This window comes from Romboutsia sp. 1001285H_161024_C4 (assembly GCF_015550185.1).
Lineage (GTDB): Bacteria > Bacillota > Clostridia > Peptostreptococcales > Peptostreptococcaceae > Romboutsia_C > Romboutsia_C hominis.
On record NZ_JADNAJ010000002.1, the window covers coordinates 101,476 to 127,749 of the forward strand.

The window sequence follows — 26,274 nt, forward strand, 5'->3', positions numbered from 1 at the left end:
TAAAAGTTATCTCTTACTTTGAGATAACTTTTATTTTTTTATTAAAATATATTATTTAAAGAATTTATTAAAAGTCTATTATCTTTAGGTTTTAAAATACAAACTCTAAAGAAATACTCGTTAAGTCCATCAAAAGAAGCACAATCTCTTATAATTATTTTATGTGGAATAAGCTTATCTCTTAATTCACTTGCAGTTAATTTTTTTGATTTTATTTCACATAATATAAAATTACCTTGGCTATCATAAACATTTAAATCATCTATATTTCTTAAATTATCAAATAAATAATCTCTTTCTTTAGTCATAACATTAATAGTATTTTCTATGAAGTGTGTATCTTTAAACATAACCTCACCCATTAATGTAGCAAATATATTTATATTCCATAAATCAAGATGAGATGATATACTATCTTTTACACTAGTATTAGATATAAGCCCATATCCTAGTCTAATACCAGGGGTTGAGAAGAACTTAGAAGTACCTCTTATAACAAATATATTATTATAATCATCAACTAAAGATGTTGAAGAAAAAGCTTTAGTATCTGTAAATTCTATGTAAGTTTCATCAATCATAAAGAAAGTATTAGTACTTTCAAGTAAAGTTTTTATCTCAGCTTTTGAGAAAGTAAAACCAGTTGGATTATTAGGGTTACAGATAATAATCAAATTATATTTATTACTATTTATGTGATTTATTAATTTATCAATATCAATCTTAAAGTCATTTTCATGTTTTGAGTAATATTTGTCTATATTACAGTTTATCTTTTTTAATTCTTTTTCATACTCAGAATAAGCAGGTGATAAAAGTAAAGCTTTAGTAGGATTTATAGTTTTTATAAATGAAGAAATAAGCTCTGTTGCACCACTTCCTAATACTATGTTTTCTTTATTACAATGACAATAAGAAGAAATAGAATTTTTTAAATTTGTGTAATCAGGGTCTGGATATATAGAAACCTGATCTATATTTTTAATCACAACGTCTTTAGCAGCATTAGATGCACCTAAAGGATTTATATTAGAACTAAAATCTAGAAATTCTTCTTTTGAAAATCCATATTTTTTTGATAAGTCATATAAATTAGCACCATGGTTTAAACTCAAGTAAAACACCTCCGTAGTTAATAGTTACAATTTAATTATAATATAAAAATCAATTATTAGTAGCTTTTATAAAAATATTAAACAATAATACCGAATGATAAAGCTATATATAGAAAAATATGTATAGCAAGAAATTTTAAGAAAATAATAAAAATATACTTAAAAATTTAAATAATAAAAAAATATTGAACAATTACTAAAAAAATTATAAAAATGTTCTAATATTTGTGCTTATATGGTATAATGTTTTTATTATAATATACGTAAACAACAGGAGGACTGAAATGTTCAAAATTACAGAAGTATTATTAACAGAAGAACAAATAGCTAAAAAAGTAGAAGAGATAGCAAAACAAATAGAAAAAGACTTCAAAGGTGAAGAATTATTAGTAGTAGGGATACTAAAGGGTGCTAGTGTGTTTGTTTCTGACTTAATAAGAAAAATAGACTTAGATGTTAATATAGATTTTATGAGTGTATCAAGTTATGGAAAATCAACTGAAAGTTCAGGTGTTGTAAAAATACTAAAGGACTTAGATGTTAATATAGAAGGAAAAAATGTATTAGTAGTAGAAGATATAATAGATTCAGGATTAACATTAAGCAAATTAGTTGATGTACTACAAACTAGAAATCCAAAAACATTAAAATTATGTACACTATTAGATAAGCCTGAAAGAAGAAAAGCTAATATACCAGTAGACTATGTAGGGTTTACTATAGAAGACAATTTTATAGTAGGATATGGAATAGACTGGGCAGAAAAATACAGAAACTTACCTTATATAGGAATAGTTGGAGAAGAATAATATAGAAGACTTAGCAATGTTGCTAAGTCTATTTTTGTGTAAAGGGTATAAATAAATAAGAAAGTTAGGTATAATTACATAAAAGATAAGTACTTAGGAGGGGGAAATAAAATGGATATTCAATTAAGTATACTACAATTTTTTCAGTCTTTAAGATCTGGCGTATTAGATACTTTATTTTTAATACTTACTATAAGTACAGAAATACCTGTAATAGTTTTATTAACAACAATAATGTATTGGTGTATAAATAAAAAGTATGGTCAAAAGATATTATTTTCATTAGTAGGAAACGTGGCCATAAATTCAGGAATAAAAGATGTAATAAAGGCTAAAAGGCCAATAGGAATAGAAGGGATAACGTCTCAAAGAGTATCAACAGCAACAGGATATTCATTTCCAAGTGGACATACTCAAACTGCAACTTCATTTTGGACAAGTATAATAATTATATTCAAAAATACATGGATTAGTATAATAGGAGCTATTATAATTTTAGGAGTAGGCATATCTAGACTATACCTAGGAGTTCATTGGCCTATAGATGTAATATTTGGATGGGGATTTGGGATAATATTTACTGTAATATTTAGTAAATTTTTTGATTATGTAGATAATGAAAAAAAATATCTAAGTCTTATTTTAATGTTAATACCATTTGCATTAGTTGCATTTTTAGTAAATAGTTCGTCTTATATAAAATCATTTGGATTATTAACTGGATTTGTACTAGGGTATATAGTAGAAGATAGATATATACAGTTTGAAACAGTATCAAAAAATAAAAATAAAATAAACTTTAGTAACAAAAAAGATAATAAAATAGCTAAAAATATATGTAGATTTTTACTTGGAATAATAACTTTAGGATTAGTTTACTTAGGCTTAAAATATACTATGCCAAGTAACAACTTATTTGATTATATAAGATATACAATAGTAGTATTTTATGGAGTTTGTGGAGTGCCATTTCTGTTTAAGATATTTAAGCTATAGTAAGTTTTATTATTTATTGAATAAGATTAATTAAAACATGCATATGAGTATATATTAATTAGATGCAAAGTAAGTTACTTAAAGCTATTAAAAAGTTAAGCTTACTTAAAATAGAAGAGGTGTAAATTTGAAAAAAGTAGTAGTAATAGGAGCTGGAGCAGCTGGTATGATGGCAGCGGCAACTGCAGCAGATAGAGGATTAGACGTAACATTAGTAGAGAAAAATCATAGAGTAGGGCGAAAAATATTAATAACAGGAAAAGGTAGATGTAATATAACTAATAACTGTGATATAGAAGAATTAATAGAAAATGTACCTACAAATGGTAAATTTTTATATAGTGCATTTTATACATTTACAAACGAAGATGTTATAAATATGTTTGAAAGTTTAGGTGTAAAAACTAAGACAGAAAGAGGAAATAGAGTATTTCCAGAAAGTGATAAGGCACATGATATAGCTAATGCACTTCATAAACAAGTAATAGATAAAAAAGTAAAATTGTTATTAAATACTAAAGTAGAAGAAATAATAGCAAAAGATAAAAAAATAGAAAAAGTAATATTAGACAACAAAAAAGAAATACAATGCGATGTTGTAATAGTTGCTACTGGAGGAGTTAGTTATCCTCTAACGGGTTCTACTGGAGATGGATATAAATTTGCTAAAAAATATGGACATACTATAATAGATCCTAAACCTTCTTTAATAGGGCTTGAAATATGTGAAAGTTTTGTAAGTGAATTAGAAAAATTATCTCTTAGAAATATAAAAATAGAGTTATATAACGGAAAAAATAAGAAAATATACGATGACTTTGGAGAATTAGAATTTACAAAGTATGGTATAGATGGACCGGTTGTAAAGTCAGCTAGTTGTATGATGAAAGATTTATCAAAAAATACTTATAAGATAGTTCTAGATTTAAAACCAGCACTAGATGAAGAAAAATTAGATAAAAGAATACAAAGAGATTTCCAAAAGTATACTAACAAGGCCTTTAAAAACTCTTTAGATGACTTATTGCCAAAAAAATTAATACCAGTAATAATAAAGTTAAGTGGCATAGATGAAAATACTGTAGTTCATCAAATATCTAGAGAACAAAGAAAAGCATTAGTACATTTATTAAAAAATATTAATTTAACAGTAAAAAGATATAGACCAATAGAAGAGGCTATAATAACTTCAGGTGGAGTTAAAGTTGGGGAGATAAATGCAAGTACAATGGAATCAAAGCTAATAGATGGATTATTTTTTGCAGGAGAAGTAATTGATGTTGATGCTTATACTGGAGGATTTAATCTTCAAATAGCATTTTCAACAGGTTATTTAGCCGGATATTATTGTTAGCAAGAATTTAGATATTGTTACAAATATTACCTAGAATTAAAAAACTATAAATTCATATAATACTACCAAGAAACAAAATCAAAAGAAAGAAGGTAGTCAACAATGTCAAACAACAACAATAACAACAAAACAGTAGTTCCAGGAGCTAAACAAGCATTAAATCAAATGAAATTAGAAATAGCTAATGAGCTTGGAATGACAAATTACCAACAAATGGACAAAGGAAATCTTACTGCAAGAGAAAATGGTTATGTAGGTGGATACATGACTAAAAAGTTAGTTGAAATGGCAGAACAACAAATGTCAGGACAACAACAACAACAATAATATATTATTTTAATATATTAAGGAGCATCTTTTAGATGCTCCTTTAGTTTTATATAAAATTAAAAAATACATGACTTATATATTGGATAAAAAATTTTTGAATGGATAAAATAACAATAAAATACATTACATAAGGAGAAATATAAATGTCGACTGTTAATTTTGAAGAAATAAAAACTAAATTTATAAATGCAGATTTAGATGAAAAAATACGTATTTATACAACAACAGAAGGTCTTACAGTAGAACAGTTTAGAGAGCTTCTTAGATATTATCCAATACAGCATTTATCTAAGCTAGAAAAAGCATTAGGATAAATAATAAAAAGTCTTCACTTAATATTTAGGTGAAGACTTTTTATTATTTAAAAAATATCAAAATAATTTATATATGATATTAGATTAATTTACTTTCTCTGGTTTATGTACATAATTATAAATTCTTTCATTACCTAAATCTATAATACCAGTGCTTATGAATTTTATTAAATTATCAACATCACAAGCATTTAGGTATTCTATAGGAATTGACAATGTATATTCACTAGAGCTTAGCAAATTCTTTAATTTTAGTTTTTGAGAAATACTTGGTTTTTCAGGGATAGATTTATTTTTATGTTTTTTGCCTTTTGATAAATTAGCATTTTGCATACTTATTAATTTATCTATATAGTCTATATAAGATAATTTGAAGGTTTCATCTGATAAAAGATTTTCATCTAAAATGTCATTAATAGATTCATTAGATAGTATATTTTCAGCAAACTTATCAGCTGTAAGCTTACCAGTTATAATACCTTTTTGATATTTTCTGAGGACTTTTTTTGTGTGGCTATAGATTTTACTACGTGTTTCTAAATCAAGATTAGCCATTTGCATTAAAACCACTCCTTTTAAAGTGTATATTAGTCTATATATTTTATTATTGACAAGTATAAAAAATATTATAATTGTAAAAATTACAAATATATGGATGAAATATAGATTATATAAAAATAAGTAACTTGATAAGGAGAATTTATATGATAAATGGAATAATAAAGCTATTTTATTCTGAAATAGTAAAAACTAAGATGAAATCTATGCCTTCATCAGACTATACTTACAGAGAAGAGTGTAGAGAAATAAGAAATATGACATTAAAGTTAGATAGTGTATTTTTAAAGATTACAAAGCTACTATTAGCAATAATTATTTTATATATATCTTTTAATATAGAGATTTTATTTGGAATGGGGATGTTGTTAGTAGAATTGACTTATTTAATATATAAGATAAAGTTAGAAGCTCAAGTGAGAGAAAGTATTGAAAATATAAAAAATAATATAGAAATGCCTAAAATACCAACTATAGATGAGAGAGGAAAATCAGGATTAAATGTGTTAGTTACTTTGCTTATAATTGGATTATTAACAGGGTTTAATGCCATTATAATAGCAACTTTTATAATAGTTTTTATATTTACTATAAATAACATATATAGTAATATAAAGTAGACTATATAAAATTAGGGGGTAAGTAGTGATATGCAAAATTTTAATACTGATAGCCATAGAATGAAAAACTTAGTAGACATATCAGCTATGGTAACTAGTTCAACAGATTTTTATTCTATAAAAGATAAGATAGTAGACAAGATGTTAGAAGTTGTTCATCCAACTAAGGCTTGTGTTAATTTATTTTATCGAAATGACTATAAATACGCATACTTGGTGTGTTCTCAGACTTTAGAGTATATACCACAAGTATTCCCTATGGATCATGTACCACCAGTAAAATCTATGAGTAATCCAATAGGTATTAAAATAGATTTTAATGAATATCCTAAATATGTTCATGAAGCTGTAGAAGAAAAGAAAATAATATATATAGAAAATGTCTTTGAAGAGGAAAGAGCAAAAGACGAAAGGGATTTAGCTATAAAAGAAGGTTATACGGGAAGAATAGTATTTCCTTTCATAATAAACGATAAAGTAGTTGGATTTATGACTTGCTTTTTATCAAAAAATGATAGTATCTGTGAACAAGATATAGACTTTATATCATCTGTTGCATCATTGCTTAGTTTATCAATAGAAATAACTACTAAAAACAATAATATGCAATTTTTAGTACATAAATTAAGAGGTGCTATAAATTCAATAAATGCTGCAACTAAAAAGCTTTATTCAAGTAATAATATAACAGTATTCTTAGAGCAATTAAGTAAACAAGCTTGTAATATGACAAACAGCAAAGAAGCTTTGATATTAGTAGATGATAATGATTATAAAGATAGAGCATTTAACTATTACAATGTTGAAGATAAAAATAAAATAAACTTATATCCAATGTTAGAAAGTATCCAAGCGAGAAAATCAATTGGGGAATATCACAATAATGTAAATATAAAATCTGAGTCAGAAGATACTATAAAAAGTTATATATATTATAAGTTAAGATATAGAAATAAAGTTATCGGATGTATAGTATGCGCTAATAGTCAAAACTATACAAAAGATGATTTGAATATATTAAGTATATTAGCAAAACAAGTATCAGTAGGTATGCAACTGTATAAATATAATTTAGAAGAAGTAAAGCATAAAGTACTTGATAATGAATTAAACCTTTTAAATAAACAGCAAAAGTTAATAATGGATGATGCTAAATTAGAATTAAGTAACAATAAAGAGTTAGATTACTATCATAGACCAGCAAGAGTAGTTGGAGGGGACTTCTACTATGCTATGAAGGTAGATGATGATAATACAGTTTATATTTTGGCAGATGTTATGGGTCATGGTATGATTTCAAACTATATGGTTGCTATGATAAAAGGTGCCTTTAAAGTGTTAGCAAATCATTATAAAACACCTGGAGAAATACTTACAAAGTTAAATAAAATGTTATATGATGAATTTGATAAAATGGACGTATTTGCTACATGTTTAGTAAGTGTTATAAATTCAAAAGAAAATAAAATAACAATATCCAACGCAGGACATTATAGTCCTATAATAATAAAGAATAATGGAGAAATAGAAGGAAATTTAAACTGTAAAAAAGGTATACCAATAGGGATAATGGATGAAGCTGAATATGCAAACAACTCTTTTGATATATCAAACTATTCACTATTATGCATGTACACAGATGGAATTTTAGAAATAAAAAATGAGTCAAAAGAAGAATATGGGGTATCTAGATTAGAGAAATTCCTTCAAGATAATTACCAAATAGGTCATGAAGTTTTACAAGGAAAGCTAGAAGAAGAGTTAATAGACTTTGCAGGTAAAGATAACTTTGATGATGATATATTAGTAGTTATGTTAAAGGATAAATAGTATTTATTATAACTAAAAGATAAAGGGGGATAATTAATGTTTAAAGAAATATTAATAATAAATGGAAGCCCAAGAAAAAATAAAAATTGTTTTTCGATATCTAAGGAAATAAGTTCTAAACTAGAAGAAAATAATATAACTTACGAAATATTTAACATATATGATATGAATATTGAGTATTGTACTGCTTGTGGATTTTGCGAAAAAACAGGTTATTGTAAATTTAATGATGATATGACTCCTATGTATAAAATGTTTGATAAAGCCAAAGGAGTTATAGTAATAAGCCCTGTACATTTTGATTGCGTATCTGCCAAATTAAAAACAGTAGTAGATAGAACTCAGGCTATATATGCAAGTAAGTATATTCTTAATAAGCCATCAATAGATAGAGATAAGACTCGTATAGGAATGTATATAGCTGTTGGAGGTTCAACACCATATGAAACTCAATTTATGGGTGGCCAAATAGTCATGGATTTTTTCTTTAAAAGTGTAAACAATAAATTAAAATATAATATTTACTTAAATAGTACAGATAAATTAGGGTATAGTGAAAATCAACACTTTAAAAATGAACTAGATAAGGCAATAAAAAATTATATATGTGATGTAAAGAAGCTTGATTAATCAAGCTTCTTTTGATTGTAAATATATTTAGAAAATCAAATAATAAAAATATAAAATTAGAAATCTAATTATATATATACCCAAAAAAGTTAGAATAAAACATAATATAAAAAAATATTTAAATTAGAGTATTTTACTTAAATAATATTATACAATATATATAATAAATGAAGTTTAACAAGGAGAATGATATGCTAAGGTATTTAACAAGTGGAGAATCTCATGGGCAAAGCTTAATATCTATACTAGATGGAGTACCAGCTAATATAGAACTTGATTTTGAAGAAATAAACAAGGAGCTTAAAAAAAGACAAGGTGGCTACGGTCGTGGCGGCAGAATGCAAATAGAAAGAGATAAAATAAATATATTAGGTGGAGTTAGAGGTAAAAAAACCCTAGGTGGACCTATATCTATAGAAATAAAAAATAAAGATTATGAAAATTGGACAAAGTACATGAATCCAATGGAGGCAGTTGATTTAGAGACTAGAAAAGTAAGTAATGTAAGACCAGGACATGCAGACCTGGTAGGTTGCTTAAAATACGACTTTGAAGATGCTAGAAATGTACTTGAAAGGTCTAGTGCCAGAGAAACTGCAAGTAGAGTAGCCGTAGGTGCTATATGCAAGCAAATACTTAAAAATTTTAATGTAGAATTTACATCTCATGTAGTAAATATTGGTGGTGTAGAAGATAAAAATTTATATGAATTTGATTATATAAAGGAAAATGTAGATACTAGTCAAATAAGATGTGTAAATAAAAACCTAGAAGAAAAAATCATAGAAAGAATAGATAAAGCGAAATCAGAAGGTGATACATTAGGTGGAGTTGTAGAAATAAGAGTAAAAAATATTATTCCTGGGCTAGGTTCATATACTCAGTTTGATAAGAAAATAGATGGACAACTTGCTATGCATTTAATGGCTACTCAAGCCATAAAAGGAGTAGAAATAGGAATTGGATTTGATGTTAGCTCTTTAGCAGGGTCTTGTGTTATGGATGAAATAAGCTATGACAAAAATGAAGGTATAAAAAGAGCTACAAATAGACTAGGTGGAATAGAAGGTGGAATGACTACAGGAGAAGAGATTATAATAAGATGTGCAATGAAGCCAATACCTACATTATATAAACCATTAAATTCTATAAATATAAATACACTGGAAAGTTATAGTGCAAGTATTGAACGTTCAGATAATTGTGCTGTTCCTGCTTGCAGTGTAGTTTGTGAAAATGTAGTAGCTTTTGTTATATGTAATCACTTCCTAGAAAAAATAGGTGGAGACAACTTAAATGACTTAAAATCAAATTATAATTCATACATAAAAAGGTTAGGTGAAAGAGGATGGAAAAGATAGAAACTGCTATTTGTAGTGTAGTAATAGATAAAGATTATAAATCCTTTAATGAAGCTGTAAAATTAGTAAACTCAAATGATATAAATAAAGGTTTAATAAAAGCTGATATAGATTTAAATGATATATACGACAAAGTACTTATAATAAGTGATGATAATGTATATAAACATATGATGAAAGAATTTACAAGTTCTATAAAAGCTAAGTACATATATGAATATATAGTGTCACCAGGAGAACAATCTAAATCTTTAGATGTTTATGAGGAAATAATGAACTACTGTATAAGAATAAATTTATCTAGAAAATCTTTAATATTAGCCTTAGGAGGTGGAGTAGTAGGAGACCTTGCAGGGTTTATAGCATCTACTTATATGAGAGGAATTGACATTATACAAGTTCCTACAAGTTTACTTGCTCAAGTCGACTCTTCTATAGGTGGAAAAACAGGTATAAATCTAGGCAATTTTAAAAATATAATGGGAAGTTTTTATCAACCAAAACTTACTTATATAAATGTGAATTCTTTAAAAAGTTTAAGTGAAGAAGAATTTATAAGTGGTATGGCAGAGGTTATAAAGTATAGTGCAATATATGATTATGAATTTCTAGATTATCTAATAGAAAATAGTGAAGCTATATTAAATAAGGAAGAGAAATACTTATACTATATAGTAAAAAAATGCGCAGGTATAAAGGTAGAAGTAGTATCTAATGATGAAAAAGAAGGTGGACTTAGAAAAATACTAAATTTTGGACATACCTTTGGACATGGAGTAGAAAAACTATTAAAAATTAGCCATGGTAAGGCTGTAAGTATAGGTATGGCTATGGCATTTAAACTTTCATTAGATGAAAAATTAATATCCAAAGAGTATTATGATAAATTTATAAGAGTTATAAATTTATACAAACTACCTTTAAAATATGATTTAAATGAAAATATGGATAAAGATCATATTGCAAAAGAGATACTATACATAATGAAGAGTGATAAGAAAAATAGCTTTGGTAAAATAAACTTAATACTTCCAACAGAACTAGGAAAAGTAAGTTTAATGGATAATATAGATGAAGAAAAAATACTTAATATAATAAGGGAGAGTCAGAATGCTTAGAGGAAGTTTTGAACTTATAGGGGATAAATCTATATCCCATAGAGCCATAATGTTTTCATCAATATCAAAAGGACATAATAAAATAAGCAACTTTTTAATGGGCCAAGACTGCTTAAGCACAATATCTTGCTTTAAGAAAATGGGAGTAGACATAGACATAAAAGGAAATGAAGTTTTTGTAAAAGGAAATGGTCTATATGGTCTAAAGCCACCTAAAGATTTACTAGACGTAGGAAACTCTGGAACTACAATAAGACTATTAAGTGGAATACTAGCAGGAAATAACTTTGATGCAACACTTATTGGAGATGAATCAATAGGAAAAAGACCTATGAAAAGAGTTACAGATCCTTTAAGAATGATGGGATGCAAAATAGAAGGAAAAGACGATGCAAACTATACTCCTATAAAAATATATGGAGGGAACTTAAAAGGAATAGATTATAATATGCCAGTAGCATCAGCACAAGTTAAATCAGCTTTGATACTGGCAAGCTTATATGCAGATTCAAAAAGTATAATAAGAGAAAAAGTTAAAAGTAGAAACCATACAGAAGTAATGCTTAAATCATTTGGAGCTGACATAGATGTAAATGATTTAGATATAACTATAAATCCAGTTAAAGAGTTATTTAATCAAGATATATATGTACCAGGAGATATATCTTCAGCAGCATTTATAATAGTAGGAGCTTTAATAACTAAAGGCTCAGAGGTTTTAATTAAAAATGTTGGACTAAACAAAACTAGAACTGGAATAATAGATGTTGTTAAAAATATGAATGGAAATATAGAAATAATAAATCAAAGATTCGTTGGAGGAGAGCTAGTTGGAGATTTATTAGTAAAGTACAGCAAAGATTTAAATGCTACAACAATAGATAAAACTATAATACCAAGGCTTATAGATGAAATACCAGTTATAGCAGTACTTGCAACGCAAGCAGAAGGAACAACTATAATAAAAGATGCAAAAGAATTAAAAGTAAAAGAGAGTAACAGAATAAAATCTGTAGTAGATAACTTAAAATTAATGGGTGCAGATATAGAAGAACTAGAAGATGGAATGGTTATAAAAGGAAAAACTAAGCTAAATGGAGCTAGTATAACTACTTTTAAAGACCATAGAATAGCCATGGCATTTTCAATAGCTAATTTAATCTGTGATACAGATATAGTATTAGATGACAAAGAGTGTATAGATATATCTTTCCCTGGTTACTTTGACTTATTAAAAAAACTATCAATATAAAATTTTTATATAAACTAATATTTAAAGTTAATATTAATATGGTTAAAATAAATAAAAAATTATAATAAGATAAGTAAAAGTTGAAATACTAATTATGAATGAAAATAAAAGGGTTTTCTAATATTTCAGTAGAAATAATATTAAGAAAATTATCAAATTTTGAGAAAAGAATTTGATTTAATTAAAAAATTTATGTATAATTGGATGTTGTATACAAAATTTATGTAGGAGGGTTTTTTATGAAATTACCAATAGCTTTATCAAACAGACACGTTCATTTAAGTCAAGCTGATATAGAAACATTATTCGGAGCAGGACATGAGTTAACTCATTTCAAGCCATTATCTCAGCCAGGACAATATGCATGTGAAGAAAAGGTTGATTTAGTAGGACCAAAAGGAACTATAAAAGGAGTTAGAGTTTTAGGACCAGCTAGACCTAGCACTCAAGTTGAAATATCTTTAGCAGATGGATTTGCTTTAGGTGTAAAAGCTCCAATAAAAGAATCTGGAGATATAGCAGGAACTCCTGGTGTTAAATTAGTAGGACCAGCTGGAGAAGTTGAATTACAAGAAGGTGTTATAGTAGCATCTAGACATATACATATGAGCTTAGAAGATGCTAAAAACTTCGGTGTAGAAGATAAGCAAATAGTAAAAGTTAGAACTTTCGGACCAAGAGCTGTTGTATTTGAAAATGTATTAGTAAGAGCTAATGCAAACTTCGCTTTAGAAATGCACGTAGACGTTGAAGAAGGAAACGCTGCAGCAGTTAGAAACGGAGATATGGTAGAATTAATAGCTGAATAATTTTAGTTTATATTATAAATAAAAGGTAATCTCAAAATTGAGATTACCTTTTTAGTTATATAGTTTATTATTTATGTATTTATTAAAAATCTACTTAGTAGCAGATATTTTCATAGCTTTTGAATATTCCACTCCATATTCGTACATCTGCTCAAGAAGGGGAAGTAATTTTTCTCCAAGATCTGTCAAACTATACTCGACTTTAGGAGGTATAACAGGATACACCTCTCTATGAACTAGTCCATCATCTTCTAAACTTCTAAGTTGGTTTGTAAGCATTTTTTGAGTAACATCAGGAAGCTTTCTTTTTATCTCACTAAATCTAAGGGGACCACTACTTAGATACCAAAGTATTAAAATTTTCCATTTACCGGAAACTAATTTATGAAATAAAGTCATAGGGCAAGTTTCAAATTTTGCACATCTATGACTCATGTGACATTGAGTATGAATCATATATACACCTCTTTCTATATAAATAGCATAGAAAAACTTCTAAAAAATATTAAAATATAGTCATATAGACTTATCATAAAGTATTTCTATGAAATATCTAACTTAAGACTTTTTATATCAAAATAAGAAATTACATTCATTTTAAATGGGGGAGATATAATTCCTATATATGATCTCTAAAAAGTATTCCTTCAAAATTTTAAAAATGAAGACCTATTTATTATATCATAAATAAATTATTGTAAAAACCTTACAGTATATTTTTTGATACCATATATATTTTTAGGTACTGTATATATTTTTTGAAACTATATATAAATAAAGTGCCTACTTGTTAAACAAAAACTATATAGATATGATTATATATGTGAGCTGGATACAAAATACAAATTGAAATTAAAGAGCTATGAATTTTAAATTGTTCTAAGGAAAAAATAAGTTTATATGATGCTCATAATATGCTAACATAATATGGAATAATATAAATATTTGTGTAGAAAAAAGGAGAATTTGAAATGAGTAAAATAGCAAAAATGATAGACCATACAGTATTAAAAGCTGTAACTACAAAAGAAGAAGTAATAAAGGTTTGTAATGAAGCAAAAGAATATGGATTCTTTTCAGTTTGTATAAATCCAACTAACATAGAGCTTGCTAAAAAAGAATTAGAAGGAAGCGATGTAAAAGTTTGTACAGTAATAGGTTTCCCTTTAGGAGCTAACACTAAAGAAGTTAAAGCGTTTGAAACAAGAGATGCTATAGCTAAAGGTGCAGACGAAGTAGATATGGTTATAAATATAGGTGCATTAAAAGATAAAAACTACGACTTAGTATATGAAGATATAAAAGCAGTAGTAGATGCAGCTAATAAAGAAGCTTTAGTTAAAGTAATAATAGAAACTTGTTACTTAACAGATGAAGAAAAAGTTAAAGCTTGTGAACTTGCAGTTAAAGCAGGAACTGACTATGTAAAAACTTCAACAGGATTTGGAACAGGTGGATCAACTCCAGCTGACATAAAACTTATGAGAGAAACTGTTGGAGAAAATATAGGAGTTAAAGCATCAGGTGGTGTTAGAACTGCTGAAGATGCAAAAGCTGTAATAGAAGCTGGGGCATCAAGAATAGGTGCAAGTGCATCAATAGCCATAGTTACTGGGGAAAATTCTATAAAAAGCGATTATTAGAAAAAATACAAATTTCTTGTTTAATCTACAAAATCGTGGGTATAAATGAAAGAGTAAAAGAAACTTATAATTAAACATATGGATATTATTTTAATAAACATATAGATTTTTCCTTTAAGCAAAATAAAGGAATTTTACAAAACATAAAGAATATTTTGTTTATTATGTAATATTTAGAATTATGTAATAATATAGTATTGGGAGGAAACAATGTGCAATGTTGTATAACCTTGTACATTGTTTCTACAATACAAAATACTTATAAAATGTAAGTACATAAGAGTAATATACGAGGAGGATACAATTATGGCTAAATTTATGAAAACAGTTGACGGAAATACAGCTGCTGCTCATGTTGCTTATGCATTCACTGATGTTGCTGCTATATATCCAATAACTCCGTCTTCAAACATGGCTGAAGTAGTTGACGAATGGTCGGCACAAGGCAGAAAGAATATGTTCGGACAAAAAGTAAGTGTTGTAGAAATGCAATCAGAAGCAGGAGCTGCTGGAGCATTCCACGGTTCATTACAAGCTGGTGCATTAACAACAACTTTCACTGCATCTCAAGGTTTATTATTAATGATACCTAATATGTATAAAGTTGCTGGGGAATTACTTCCAGGGGTATTCCACGTAAGTGCTCGTGCATTAGCAGCTCAAGCATTATCTATATTTGGGGATCATCAAGACGTTATGTCAGCTAGACAAACTGGATGTGTAATGTTAGCATCAGGTTCTGTTCAAGAAGTTGCTGATATAGCACCAGTTGCACACTTAGCTGCAATAGAAGGAAGATTACCTTTCATACATTTCTTCGATGGATTCAGAACATCTCACGAAATACAAAAAGTTGAGTTACTAGACACTGAAGATTATGAAAAATTAATAAACAAAGAGGCAGTAGAAGAGTTCAGAAACAGAGCTTTATCTCCAAATCATCCTGTTACTCGTGGTACTGCTCAAAACCCTGATATATACTTCCAAACAAGAGAAGCTTCAAATAAATATTACAACAACATAGTTGGAATAGTTGAAAAATACATGAAGCAAATGAGCGAATTAACTGGAAGAGAACATGGACTATTTGATTACTACGGAGCACAAGATGCTAAGTATGTATTAATAGCTATGGGATCTGCTACAGAGGCTATAGAAGAAACAATAGATTACTTAAATGCTCAAGGTGGGAAATACGGTTTAGTTAAGGTTCACTTATTCAGACCATTCTCTACTAAGCATTTATTAGAAAAAATACCAGCAACTGCTGAAAGAATATGTGTAATGGATAGAACTAAAGAGCCAGGTGCTATAGGAGAGCCATTATACTTAGACGTACGTAGTGCATTCTACGGAGCCGAAAATGCTCCAATGATAATAGGTGGAAGATACGGATTAGGATCAAAAGATGTTACTCCATCAGATATAAAAACTATATTTGATAACTTAACTTCTGAAAATCCTAAGAACAACTTCACTGTAGGTATAGTAGATGACGTTACTAATACTTCATTAGAGCCATCTGAACCTATCAAAATAGCTACACCAGGAACTATAAGATGTAAGTTCTGGGGATTAGGATCTGACGGTACAGTTGGGGCTAACAAACAAGCTATAAAAATAATAGGAGACAACACTGAAAAGTATGCTCAAGCTTACTTTGCTTATGACTCTAAGAAGTCTGGTGGTATAACAATGTCTCACTTAAGATTTGGAGATGCTCCAATAAGATCTACTTACTTAATAGATGAAGCTGACTACATAGCTTGTCATAACCAATCATATGTTAACCAATATGATTTATTAAAAGGACTTAAAAAAGGTGGAACATTCGTATTAAATACAATATGGTCACCAGAAGAGTTAGAAACTCATTTACCAGCAAAAATGAAGAGATTCATAGCTGAAAATGAAATAAACTTCTACACTGTAAATGCTACTAAGATAGCTCAAGAAATAGGTCTTGGAAATAGAATAAACATGATAATGCAATCAGCATTCTTCAAGTTAGCTGAGATAATACCTCAAGAAGAAGCTAGCCAATACCTAAAAGATTCTATAAAGAAAGCTTACGGTAAAAAAGGTGAAAAAGTCGTTAACATGAACTTTGAAGCTGTTGAAGCTGGTATGAATGCATTAGTTAAAATAGAAGTTCCAGCTGCTTGGAATCAAGCTGTTGAAAGTGCAGAAACAACAAACTGCGACGAACCAGAATTCATAAAAAATATAGTAAGACCAATGAATGCTCAAGAAGGTGATAGTTTACCAATAAGTGCATTTGATGGAATAGAAGATGGTACATTCCCATGTGGTACTGCAGCTTACGAAAAACGTGGAGTAGCAGTAAATGTTCCTGAGTGGGATGTAAACAACTGTATACAATGTAACCAATGTGCTTATGTATGTCCTCATGCATGTATAAGACCAGTATTAGTAACTGAAGAAGAAATGGCTAATGCTCCAGAAAACTTCAATACTAAAAAAGCAATTGGTAAAGGATTTGAAGGATTACAATACAGAATGCAAGTAAGTCCACTTGACTGTACAGGATGTGGAAACTGTGCTGACATATGTCCAGCTAAAGGTAAAGCATTATTCATGAAACCTCTTGATACTCAAGAAGTTGAAATAGAAAACTGGGCATTCGCTGTAGATACTACAAAGGTTGCTCCTAAAGATGATGTAATGGCTCCTAACACTGTTAAAGGAAGTCAATTCAGACAACCATTAATGGAATTCTCAGGTGCTTGTGCTGGATGTGGAGAAACTCCATACATCAAGTTAGTTACTCAATTATTCGGAGATAGAATGATGATAGCAAATGCTACTGGATGTTCATCAATCTGGGGAGGATCAGCTCCATCAACTCCATACACTGTTAACCATGAAGGTAAAGGTCCATCTTGGGCAAACTCATTATTCGAAGACAATGCTGAATTCGGATACGGAATGATGTTAGCAGTTAAACAAATGAGAAACAAAATAGCTGAAAACATGGAAACATTATTAACAATGGATATATGTGATGCAGCTAGAGAAGCATTTACTGCTTGGTTAGATGCTAAAGAAGATGGAGAAGCTTCAAAAGTAGCAAGCCAAAAAGTATTAGATGTATTAGCTAATGCTCACAATATAGAAAATGCTGAAATAAAAGCTTTAGTTAATGAAATAGAAGAAAGAAAAGATTACCTAGTTAAGAGATCTCAATGGATCCTTGGAGGAGACGGATGGGCTTATGACATCGGTTACGGTGGACTTGATCACGTACTTGCTTCAGGAGAAAATGTAAACGTACTAGTATTTGATACAGAAATATATTCAAATACAGGAGGTCAAGCTTCTAAATCTACTCCAATATCTGCAATGGCTAAGTTCGCTGCAGCTGGTAAGAGATCTAAGAAGAAAGACTTAGGTATGATGGCAATGAGTTACGGAAACGTATATGTTGCACAAGTTGGTATGGGTGCAGATAAGAACCAATTAATGAAGGCTGTAATAGAAGCAGAAGCTTATGATGGACCATCATTAATAATAGCTTACTCTCCATGTATATCTCATGGTATAAAAGAAGGTATGGGTAGAGCTCAAGCTAACATAGAAAAAGCTGTTAAAGCTGGTTACTGGCACTTATACAGATTCAACCCAACATTAAAAGCTCAAGGTAAGAATCCATTCACATTAGATTCTAAAGAGCCAACTGAAAGCTTCAGAGAGTTCTTAATGGGTCAAGTAAGATACGCTGCAATAGCTAAGCAATTCCCAGACGTAGCTGATGAATTATTTACTATGGCTGAAGAAAATGCTAATGAAAGATACAACAACTATAAGAGATTAGCTGAACAATGCTAATAAATATAGTTTAATATAAAGGATGTACTTTTAGAGTACATCCTTTTTTATATAATAGTGTTTTATTATACATAACTTAAGTGAATTTTTTAGTTTAAATATATATTTATAGCTTATTAAATACAAAAAAGCATAAAAACATAAAACATTCATAAAATATTCATAAAGTTAGGCTATAGTAAATGTAAATGAACATACTCCATAAAATAGATTGAAATATATAAAAAGATAGGATAAGTTTTGTTGAGAGCTTGTCCTATCTTTTTATTAAGCTTTACTAAATTAATACGTATATTAAAATATAGATTATAAATAAGATTTGCGATATAATGTATAAGCTAATAATTCAAGAAAGTGAGAGTTTAATGAAAAAGAAAATAATTATAGGAATGCTATTAATAATAGCTATAATAATATCAATAATTATAGCAAGTAAAAAAGATGAAAAAGACGGAGTTTATTTTACAGATAAAACTTACAATAAAGAGATTAACCCAATATCAAAGGAAACTGCTGTGAATATAATAAAAGCAGAATATGGAGATCTTGTAACTGTAAATAAAGATGATATAAAAAAAGTTGGAGACAAGTACAAGGTTGAACTTTTTATAACTATAAATGATGAAGAACACAGTCATAAAAAAAGTATAGGAGTTCATGAAATAGATATTTATACAGGAGATATGAAGATAGTTAATTAAGTATTTGACTTATTATGTGATAATAATAAACTTAAATAGTGTATACTAATTATAAATGTGATACAATAAATATATAATTATTTAAGTTTGGAGGATTAGAAGTTGAGACCATTAGAAAATGAGTTAAAATATTTAAAACTACTATCAAAACAATATCCAAGCATATCAAAAGCAAGTACTGAAATAATAAACCTAGAGGCAATACTTAACTTGCCTAAAGGAACGGAACACTTTATAACAGATATACATGGAGAATATGAGCCTTTTGTTCATGTTTTAAAAAATGGCTCTGGAGTCATAAAAAGAAAGATAGAAGAACTATTTTCAAATACTATGAGAGAAAATGAGAAAAAAGCATTAGCTACTTTAGTATACTATCCAGAGCAAAAACTAGATTTGATAATAAAGAAAGAAGAAAATCTAGAAGATTTTTATAGAATAAATATATATAGATTAGTTGAACTTTGTAAATATGCATCTAGTAAATACACTAGATCAAAAGTAAGGAAATTATTACCAGAAGATTTTAAGTATATAATAGAAGAATTACTTCATGAATCTATAGATATAAAGCATAAACAATGTTATTACCAAAGTATTGTAGATACAATAATAGAAACTGATAGAGCAAAAGAATTTATAATAGCTATATCTAAAGTTATACAAAAACTAGTAGTAGATAGACTTCATATATTAGGAGATATATACGATAGAGGACCAAGACCAGACGTAGTAATAGATACTTTAATGGATTATCATTCAGTGGATATACAATGGGGAAATCATGATATACTTTGGATGGGTGCTGCAAGTGGAGAAAAAACTTGTATAGCAAATGCTCTTAGGATATCAGCTAGATATGCAAATCTAGATATAATAGAAGATATATATGGAATAAATTTACTTCCTCTTGCTACTTTTGCTATGGAAACTTATAAGGATGACCCTTGCCATTGTTTTATTCCAAAAATTAGTGATCAAAATGTATCAACAAAAGAAAAATCATTAATAGCTAAAATGCACAAGGCAATAAGTATTATACAGTTTAAGTTAGAAGGAGAAGTTATAAATAGAAGGCCTGAGTTTGAGATGCAGCATAGACTTTTACTTAATAATATAAACTATGAAGAAAATACTATTAAATTAAAGGGTAAAGTATATAAATTAAAGGATTCTAATTTCCCAACTATAAACAAAAATAACCCATATGAGTTAAGCAAAGAAGAAAATGAAGTTATAGAAAAATTAGTATCATCTTTTAAAAATAGCGAAAAACTTCAAAAACATATTTCTTTTTTATTCTCAAAAGGAAGTATATACTTAACAGCAAACTCTAACTTACTAATACATGGATGTGTACCTTTAAATGAAGACAAGAGCTTTATGTCTATGAAAATACAAGGTAAAGAATATAAGGGTAAAGATTTAATGGATAAGATGGAAGCTATATCTAGAGAAGGATATTTCTTTAAAGAAAATACAACTCAAAAGCAATATGGAATGGACATGATGTGGTATCTTTGGACAGGAAAGTGTTCATCATTATTTGGTAAAGATGACATGACTACTTTTGAAAGATATTTTATAGCGGAGAAAGAAAGTCACAAGGAAAATAAAAATCCATATTTCAAATTAAGAGAAGATGAAAAGATGTGTGAAAAGATATTTGAAGAATTTAACTTAGATTTAACAGATAGTCATATTATAAATGGTCATGTTCCTGTAGAAAGTAAAAATGGTGAAAGTCCTATAAAGGCAAATGGAAAAATATTAGTTATAGATGGTGGCTTTTCAAGGGCATACCAAAATAAAACAGGACTTGCAGGTTATACTTTAATATATAATTCTCATAGTTTACAATTAGTTTCACATCAGCCTTTTACATCAGCAGAAGATGCAATAAAAAAAGAAAGTGATATATTATCAACTACAGAAGTAGTAGAACATAAAGCAAAACGTAAAACAGTAAGAGATACTGATGCAGGAAAAATATTAGAACAAGAAGTAAAAGACTTAAAGTTACTTTTATTAGCTTATAGAAAAGGATTAATTAAAGAAAAATAAATGTTTTCCTAAAATTCTTGACAGAATTAAATACCTATTATAAAATTATAATATAAATAAAACTTGAATAAAAATATACAAATATTTACTTATCAATATTTTGGATTGTTACTGATAGAGCAGGCAATACCTAAGTTGAGACTTTATTTTAGTGTCTTAATTTAGGTATTTTGTATTTATACATATATTTTGTTAAAAAATAATTAAGGTAAAATATATATAAAAAACAACTAAAATTTAAACGAAGTTTATTTAAAAATGATTGATCTAAAGAATAGAGGTGAGTATATATGCTAATTCAAAAAATATACAATAACAATGTAGTATTGGTTGTAGATGATGAAACTAATAAAGAACTAGTACTCACTGGATGTGGAATTGGATTTAAAAAAAAGGTTGGAGAAAAAGTAGACCAAGAAAAAATTGAAAAGAAATTTGTTATGGAAGATGAAAACTTGGCTAAAAAGATAACTAGGATAGCTACTGAAGTGGATGAAGATATATTTAATGTAACTTCTAAGATAATAGAATATGCAAAACAAAATTTAAATGCAGAACTAGACGATTATATATATGTAGCACTAGCAGACCATATATCATTTGCAATTAAAAGGTATAATCAAAATATAGAAATTAAAAATGATTTACTTTATGAAATAAAAAGGATTCATAAAAAAGAATTCCAAATAGGAATGTGGGCAATAGATTATATAAACAAAGAATTTAATGTAAATTTCACAAAGGATGAAGCAGCATTTATAGCTATGCATATTATAAATGCAAATTATAAAGAAAGCACTAAAGAATCATTTTTAATGACTAAGATAGTAAAAGAAATACTAAATATTATAAGATATTATTATTCAGTAGAATTTAAAGAAGATGATTTTAACTATGATAGGCTAGTAACTCATTTAAAATTCTTTGCAAAACGACTTATAAAAAAAGAACAAGTAGAAGATAATGACAATGAACTTTTAGAAATTATAAAAATTCAATATGAGAAACCATATAATTGTTCTTGTAAGATTAAAAAATATATAGAAGATAATCATGAGTATATAGTTACAGAAGATGAGCTTTTATATCTTACACTACATATAAATAGAGTAATAGCAGCTATAAAGTAAAATATTATAAGGTTAAACCTTTAATAATATATATTAAATAGAAAGTATAAACAATAAGATTGTTACTGGTTGAGCAGGCAAGACTTAAGTTTATAAAAGTAATAATAAGTTAAATTTATGTAATAATTACAATCAATATATACATAATAATATTGATTGGATTTGCAATAATTTATCTTTAAGTTATTTTTATAGATTTAAGTCTTTTTTATTTAATCAATGAAAATTAAAACTTTCTAAAATTAAAAATATAAAGGAGAGGTATTATGAAAAAGATATTTGGTGTCTTACAAAAAGTAGGGAAAGCTTTAATGCTACCAGTTGCATTACTTCCAGCAGCAGGTATATTACTAGGTGTAAGTAATGCATTAGCTAACCCGGCATTAGTTGAAAAAATGCCGTTTTTATCAACAGGAGCTTTTCCACTTATAATAAATATAATGGAAAGATCTGGAGGAATAATATTTGATAACTTACCTTTACTATTTGCCGTTGGGGTGGCAGTTGGATTAACTGAAGGTGAAGGTGTTGCAGGACTAGCTGCAATAGTTGGTTTCTTAATAATGAATACATCTATGGGTATAATGACTGGTGTAACACCAGATATGATGGGTAACCCAATGTATACAACAACTGTTGGTATACCAACTCTTCAAACAGGAGTTTTTGGTGGTATCATAATTGGTATAATTGCAGCAGGACTTTATAAGAAGTTCTACAAAATAGAATTACCTCAATACTTAGGATTCTTTGCAGGTAAGAGATTTGTTCCAATAGTTACAGCAGCATCAGCTATATTAATAGGTATAGCCTTATCATTTATATGGCCACCTATACAAAATGCATTATTAAACTTCTCAAGAACAGTAATAGAAGCTAACATAACATTAGCAGCATTTGTATTTGGTATAATAGAAAGAGCATTAATACCTTTTGGATTACATCATGTGTTCTATAATCCTTTCTGGTATCAATTTGGTGAATACATAGATAAAGCAGGAAACTTAGTAATGGGTGATCAAAGTATATTCTTTGCTCAACTTAAAGATGGTGTAGCATTTACAGCAGGTACATTTATGACAGGTAAGTTCCCATTTATGATGTTTGGACTTCCAGCAGCTGCACTTGCAATGATTCATACAGCTAAGCCAGAAAAGAGAAAGTATGTTGCAGGTATAATGGCATCAGCAGCACTTACATCTTTCTTAACAGGTATAACTGAACCATTAGAGTTTGCATTTTTATTCGTTGCACCAGGATTATTTGCAGTACACTGCTTATTTGCTGGTTTATCATTTGCCGTAATGCAAATACTAAATGTTAAAATAGGTATGACATTCTCAGGTGGGTTATTTGACTTCTTACTATTTGGAGTATTACCAAATAGAACGCCATGGTATTTAGTAATACTAGTTGGTGCAGTATTTGCAGTAGTTTACTATTTCGGATTTAGATTCTTAATAACTAAGTTTAATTTAAAGACTCCAGGTAGAGAAGATGAGAGTGAAGACAGCACAAATACAACATTAAACAACAGTGAATTAGCAGCAGGTATACTAGAAGCATTAGGAAACAAAGAAAACTTAAAAAGTTTAGATGCTTGTATAACAAGACTTAGAGTAGCTGTTGAAGATATAAATAAAGTAGACCAAGCAAGACTTAAAGAACTTGGAGCTGCAGGTGTTATGGTAGTTGGTAACAATGTACAAGCTATATTTGGACCAAAATCAGATACATTAAAATCAGAAATAAACGAAATAATATCTGGAAAAGTAAAAGTCAATTCACCTAAAAAAGGTGAAATCAAAAAGGCTGAAGTAAAAGAAGATAAGCCTAAGGCTAAAGATGAAGTAGAATTAACTTCTACAGGTGAAGAAATAATATCTTTAGTAAATGGTGAATTAATGGATATATCACAAGTTCCAGATGAAGTATTCTCAACTAGATTAATGGGAGATGGATTTGCTATAAAATCTAATGATGGAGAGATATATTCTCCAGTAAATGGTACAGTAGGAGTTGTATTCCCAACAAAACATGCAGTGATAATAGAATCAGAAAATGGAAGAGAAGTGCTTATACATTTAGGAATAGAAACTGTTAAATTAGAAGGTAAAGGCTTTGATGTATTTGTAGAAGTTGGACAAAAAGTTAAAGCTGGAGATAAAATAGTAAAAATGGATTTAGATTATATTGAAAAAAATGCAACATCAACAATAAGTCCAGTAGTATTTACTAACTTAGAACCAGACGAAAAGATATCTATAAAAGAAGGTCCTATAAAAGCTAAAGAAAAAAATAGAGTAAGTATAGTTAAATAGTTAATAAAAAAGCTAGTTATAAAAATTTATAACTAGCTTTTTATACTAAAATGATATTCTTAAATATTTAAGCTAGATTTGACAATATTAAGTAAAAAAATAAGTAAAACGACATTTGAAATAAAATTTAATATGGTATTTTTTGCAAATGGATTGAAGTAACTAGAATTTTGACATAATAATGTAAATCAAGTATAATTAATAAGATGAATTTAACTACAAATGAAATTCTTAAACGAGGTGGAAAGTGTGGATAATATAATAATACAACCAGTATTGGTTGGTGGTGATATAAATTGCTACTCAGTAGCAAGAGCATACCACGAAGCTTATGGAGTTAAGTCTATAGCTTTTGGTAGATATGCATTAGGGGCGACAAAAGATAGTAACATAATAGATTTTAGAATAGACGAAAGAATAACAGAAGAAAAAGAGTTTATAGATGTATTACTTAAAACTGCAGATGAATTAGCTGCACCTAATAAAAAGTTAATAATAATGGGATGTACTGATGAATATGCAGAATTAATAATAGATCATAGAGATATACTTAAAGAAAAGTACATAGTTCCATATATAGGCAAGGAATTAAAAGATAAGTTAATAGAAAAAGAATTATTCTATAAGATGTGTGAAGAAAAAGGATTAGACTATCCTAAGACTTTCATATATTCAAAAGGTGATGAAATAAAAGACTTTGGATTTAAGTATCCAGTTATAATAAAACCTTCTGACAGTGTATTATATTGGCAATTCCCATTTGAAGGAATGAAAAAAGCTTATATAGCACAAAATGAAACAGAGTTCAAAGAAATAACGAACTCAATATATGCTGGTAAGTATGACAAAAACTTAATAATACAAGACTTTATACCAGGTGATGATTCACATATGAGAGTTTTAACTTGTTACTCTGATCAACATGGTAAAGTTAAAATGATGTGCTTAGGACATGTATTATTAGAAGAGCATACTCCAAAAGGAATAGGAAATCATGCTGCTATAATAACAGAATATGATAAAGACTTAATGGAAAAGTTTAAAGCATTCCTAGAAGATATAAATTATACAGGATTCTCTAACTTTGATATAAAGTTTGATAGCAGAGATAATACTTACAAAGTATTTGAAATAAACCTAAGACAAGGTAGAAGTAACTACTATGTAACTAGTTCAGGAAACAACATAGCTAGATATGTTGTAGAAGACAGAGTATATAACAAAGAATTAGATTTAAAAATACAAAAAGACCCATTCTTCTGGCATGTTATACCAAAGAATGTAGTTTATAAATACGTTAAAGATCAAGCTTTAGTAAATAAAGCTAAATCATTAGTAGCACAAGGAAAAAGTGCAACTTCATTTGGATATGACAAAGACTTAAAAGGAAACTTTAAGAGAAGTTTATATATATTATTATATAACATAAACCAAATGAGAAAGTTCAAAAAATATTGTAAATAGATTGGT

Annotated in this window: 22 protein-coding genes; 19 read left to right on the forward strand and 3 right to left on the reverse strand. The window is 28.1% G+C overall.

From position 1 onward, the window contains the following. Positions 1-41: 41 nt before the first annotated feature. Positions 42-1,115: a pyridoxal phosphate-dependent aminotransferase gene (locus I1959_RS03995; RefSeq protein ID WP_195237186.1), complete on the reverse strand. Its 1,074-nt coding sequence runs from the start codon at positions 1,113-1,115 to the stop codon at positions 42-44. A 284-nt stretch (positions 1,116-1,399) separates the two neighbouring features. Between I1959_RS03995 and hpt the strand changes: the two genes are divergently transcribed. The 5 genes from hpt (at position 1,400) to I1959_RS04020 (ending at position 4,918) form a co-directional block, all read left to right on the forward strand. Beyond that, positions 1,400-1,924, forward strand: a complete 525-nt coding sequence (gene hpt / locus I1959_RS04000) for a hypoxanthine phosphoribosyltransferase (RefSeq protein WP_166505921.1) — start codon at positions 1,400-1,402, stop codon at positions 1,922-1,924. A 111-nt stretch (positions 1,925-2,035) separates the two neighbouring features. After that, entirely contained in the window at positions 2,036-2,920 is an 885-nt protein-coding gene (locus I1959_RS04005; protein ID WP_092924056.1) for a phosphatase PAP2 family protein, read from the forward strand. A gap of 127 nt (positions 2,921-3,047) precedes the next feature. Beyond that, positions 3,048-4,274: an NAD(P)/FAD-dependent oxidoreductase gene (locus I1959_RS04010; protein ID WP_092924059.1), complete on the forward strand. Its 1,227-nt coding sequence runs from the start codon at positions 3,048-3,050 to the stop codon at positions 4,272-4,274. A gap of 102 nt (positions 4,275-4,376) precedes the next feature. After that, positions 4,377-4,601, forward strand: a complete 225-nt coding sequence (locus I1959_RS04015; RefSeq protein WP_092924062.1) for an alpha/beta-type small acid-soluble spore protein — start codon at positions 4,377-4,379, stop codon at positions 4,599-4,601. A 146-nt stretch (positions 4,602-4,747) separates the two neighbouring features. Continuing rightward, complete coding sequence (locus I1959_RS04020) at positions 4,748-4,918, forward strand: hypothetical protein (protein ID WP_092924065.1); 171 nt, start codon at positions 4,748-4,750, stop codon at positions 4,916-4,918. Positions 4,919-5,002: 84 nt separating this feature from the next. Here the strand turns inward: I1959_RS04020 and I1959_RS04025 are convergent, their stop codons facing one another. Continuing rightward, positions 5,003-5,479 carry a hypothetical protein gene (locus tag I1959_RS04025; protein WP_092924068.1) on the reverse strand — a complete coding sequence of 159 codons (477 nt, stop codon included), beginning with the start codon at positions 5,477-5,479 and terminating at the stop codon, positions 5,003-5,005. 143 nt (positions 5,480-5,622) lie between these two features. Between I1959_RS04025 and I1959_RS04030 the strand changes: the two genes are divergently transcribed. The 7 genes from I1959_RS04030 (at position 5,623) to pduL (ending at position 13,096) form a co-directional block, all read left to right on the forward strand. Beyond that, entirely contained in the window at positions 5,623-6,096 is a 474-nt protein-coding gene (locus I1959_RS04030) for a hypothetical protein (protein WP_092924071.1), read from the forward strand. Positions 6,097-6,126: 30 nt separating this feature from the next. Next, on the forward strand, positions 6,127-7,926 hold the full coding sequence (locus I1959_RS04035; protein WP_092924074.1) for a GAF domain-containing SpoIIE family protein phosphatase: 1,800 nt from the start codon (positions 6,127-6,129) through the stop codon (positions 7,924-7,926). Between the two features lie 36 nt (positions 7,927-7,962). Then, positions 7,963-8,556, forward strand: a complete 594-nt coding sequence (locus I1959_RS04040) for a flavodoxin family protein (RefSeq protein ID WP_092924077.1) — start codon at positions 7,963-7,965, stop codon at positions 8,554-8,556. Between the two features lie 191 nt (positions 8,557-8,747). Beyond that, the gene (gene aroC, locus I1959_RS04045) at positions 8,748-9,917 is read left to right on the forward strand and encodes a chorismate synthase (RefSeq protein ID WP_092924079.1); all 1,170 of its coding nucleotides are present in this window, start codon (positions 8,748-8,750) and stop codon (positions 9,915-9,917) included. Then, positions 9,905-11,035 (forward strand): 3-dehydroquinate synthase, encoded by a 1,131-nt coding sequence (gene aroB, locus I1959_RS04050; protein ID WP_166505918.1) that lies wholly within the window; start codon positions 9,905-9,907, stop codon positions 11,033-11,035. The genes aroC and aroB overlap by 13 nt, the downstream gene beginning before the upstream one ends. After that, positions 11,028-12,287 carry a 3-phosphoshikimate 1-carboxyvinyltransferase gene (gene aroA / locus I1959_RS04055; RefSeq protein ID WP_195237187.1) on the forward strand — a complete coding sequence of 420 codons (1,260 nt, stop codon included), beginning with the start codon at positions 11,028-11,030 and terminating at the stop codon, positions 12,285-12,287. The genes aroB and aroA overlap by 8 nt, the downstream gene beginning before the upstream one ends. Before the next feature lie 239 nt (positions 12,288-12,526). Beyond that, positions 12,527-13,096 carry a phosphate propanoyltransferase gene (gene pduL / locus I1959_RS04060; protein ID WP_092924088.1) on the forward strand — a complete coding sequence of 190 codons (570 nt, stop codon included), beginning with the start codon at positions 12,527-12,529 and terminating at the stop codon, positions 13,094-13,096. Between the two features lie 90 nt (positions 13,097-13,186). On the opposite strand, the gene I1959_RS04065 is transcribed toward pduL, so the two are convergent. Next, positions 13,187-13,552: a winged helix-turn-helix transcriptional regulator gene (locus I1959_RS04065; protein ID WP_330405527.1), complete on the reverse strand. Its 366-nt coding sequence runs from the start codon at positions 13,550-13,552 to the stop codon at positions 13,187-13,189. Between the two features lie 515 nt (positions 13,553-14,067). Between I1959_RS04065 and deoC the strand changes: the two genes are divergently transcribed. The 7 genes from deoC to I1959_RS04100 all read left to right on the forward strand — a co-directional run bounded on the left by deoC (position 14,068) and on the right by I1959_RS04100 (position 26,268). After that, on the forward strand, positions 14,068-14,739 hold the full coding sequence (gene deoC / locus I1959_RS04070; RefSeq protein WP_195237188.1) for a deoxyribose-phosphate aldolase: 672 nt from the start codon (positions 14,068-14,070) through the stop codon (positions 14,737-14,739). A gap of 306 nt (positions 14,740-15,045) precedes the next feature. Beyond that, positions 15,046-18,588, forward strand: a complete 3,543-nt coding sequence (gene nifJ / locus I1959_RS04075; protein WP_092924094.1) for a pyruvate:ferredoxin (flavodoxin) oxidoreductase — start codon at positions 15,046-15,048, stop codon at positions 18,586-18,588. Between the two features lie 365 nt (positions 18,589-18,953). Continuing rightward, on the forward strand, positions 18,954-19,289 hold the full coding sequence (locus I1959_RS04080; protein ID WP_195237189.1) for a hypothetical protein: 336 nt from the start codon (positions 18,954-18,956) through the stop codon (positions 19,287-19,289). Between the two features lie 102 nt (positions 19,290-19,391). Beyond that, positions 19,392-21,353 carry a fructose-1,6-bisphosphatase gene (locus I1959_RS04085; protein ID WP_195237190.1) on the forward strand — a complete coding sequence of 654 codons (1,962 nt, stop codon included), beginning with the start codon at positions 19,392-19,394 and terminating at the stop codon, positions 21,351-21,353. Between the two features lie 290 nt (positions 21,354-21,643). After that, positions 21,644-22,483, forward strand: a complete 840-nt coding sequence (gene licT / locus I1959_RS04090; protein WP_195237199.1) for a BglG family transcription antiterminator LicT — start codon at positions 21,644-21,646, stop codon at positions 22,481-22,483. Between the two features lie 266 nt (positions 22,484-22,749). Continuing rightward, positions 22,750-24,804 carry a glucose-specific PTS transporter subunit IIBC gene (gene ptsG, locus I1959_RS04095; RefSeq protein WP_207733526.1) on the forward strand — a complete coding sequence of 685 codons (2,055 nt, stop codon included), beginning with the start codon at positions 22,750-22,752 and terminating at the stop codon, positions 24,802-24,804. 249 nt (positions 24,805-25,053) lie between these two features. Continuing rightward, positions 25,054-26,268: a carboxylate--amine ligase gene (locus I1959_RS04100; RefSeq protein WP_092924108.1), complete on the forward strand. Its 1,215-nt coding sequence runs from the start codon at positions 25,054-25,056 to the stop codon at positions 26,266-26,268. Positions 26,269-26,274 lie beyond the last annotated feature (6 nt).

Excerpts from the sequence above, each read along its gene's own strand:
- I1959_RS04065 (WP_330405527.1), bottom strand. The coding sequence starts at position 13,552 with ATGATTCATACTCAATGTCACATGAGTCATAGATGTGCAAAATTTGAA.
- pduL (WP_092924088.1), top strand. The coding sequence starts at position 12,527 with ATGAAATTACCAATAGCTTTATCAAACAGACACGTTCATTTAAGTCAA.
- ptsG (WP_207733526.1), top strand. The coding sequence starts at position 22,750 with ATGAAAAAGATATTTGGTGTCTTACAAAAAGTAGGGAAAGCTTTAATG.
- deoC (WP_195237188.1), top strand. The coding sequence starts at position 14,068 with ATGAGTAAAATAGCAAAAATGATAGACCATACAGTATTAAAAGCTGTA.
- licT (WP_195237199.1), top strand. The coding sequence starts at position 21,644 with ATGCTAATTCAAAAAATATACAATAACAATGTAGTATTGGTTGTAGAT.
- I1959_RS04020 (WP_092924065.1), top strand. The coding sequence starts at position 4,748 with ATGTCGACTGTTAATTTTGAAGAAATAAAAACTAAATTTATAAATGCA.
- I1959_RS04040 (WP_092924077.1), top strand. The coding sequence starts at position 7,963 with ATGTTTAAAGAAATATTAATAATAAATGGAAGCCCAAGAAAAAATAAA.
- I1959_RS04025 (WP_092924068.1), bottom strand. The coding sequence starts at position 5,479 with ATGCAAATGGCTAATCTTGATTTAGAAACACGTAGTAAAATCTATAGC.
- I1959_RS04035 (WP_092924074.1), top strand. The coding sequence starts at position 6,127 with ATGCAAAATTTTAATACTGATAGCCATAGAATGAAAAACTTAGTAGAC.
- aroB (WP_166505918.1), top strand. The coding sequence starts at position 9,905 with ATGGAAAAGATAGAAACTGCTATTTGTAGTGTAGTAATAGATAAAGAT.
- hpt (WP_166505921.1), top strand. The coding sequence starts at position 1,400 with ATGTTCAAAATTACAGAAGTATTATTAACAGAAGAACAAATAGCTAAA.
- I1959_RS04080 (WP_195237189.1), top strand. The coding sequence starts at position 18,954 with ATGAAAAAGAAAATAATTATAGGAATGCTATTAATAATAGCTATAATA.
- I1959_RS04015 (WP_092924062.1), top strand. The coding sequence starts at position 4,377 with ATGTCAAACAACAACAATAACAACAAAACAGTAGTTCCAGGAGCTAAA.
- aroC (WP_092924079.1), top strand. The coding sequence starts at position 8,748 with ATGCTAAGGTATTTAACAAGTGGAGAATCTCATGGGCAAAGCTTAATA.
- I1959_RS04030 (WP_092924071.1), top strand. The coding sequence starts at position 5,623 with ATGATAAATGGAATAATAAAGCTATTTTATTCTGAAATAGTAAAAACT.
- aroA (WP_195237187.1), top strand. The coding sequence starts at position 11,028 with ATGCTTAGAGGAAGTTTTGAACTTATAGGGGATAAATCTATATCCCAT.
- nifJ (WP_092924094.1), top strand. The coding sequence starts at position 15,046 with ATGGCTAAATTTATGAAAACAGTTGACGGAAATACAGCTGCTGCTCAT.
- I1959_RS04005 (WP_092924056.1), top strand. The coding sequence starts at position 2,036 with ATGGATATTCAATTAAGTATACTACAATTTTTTCAGTCTTTAAGATCT.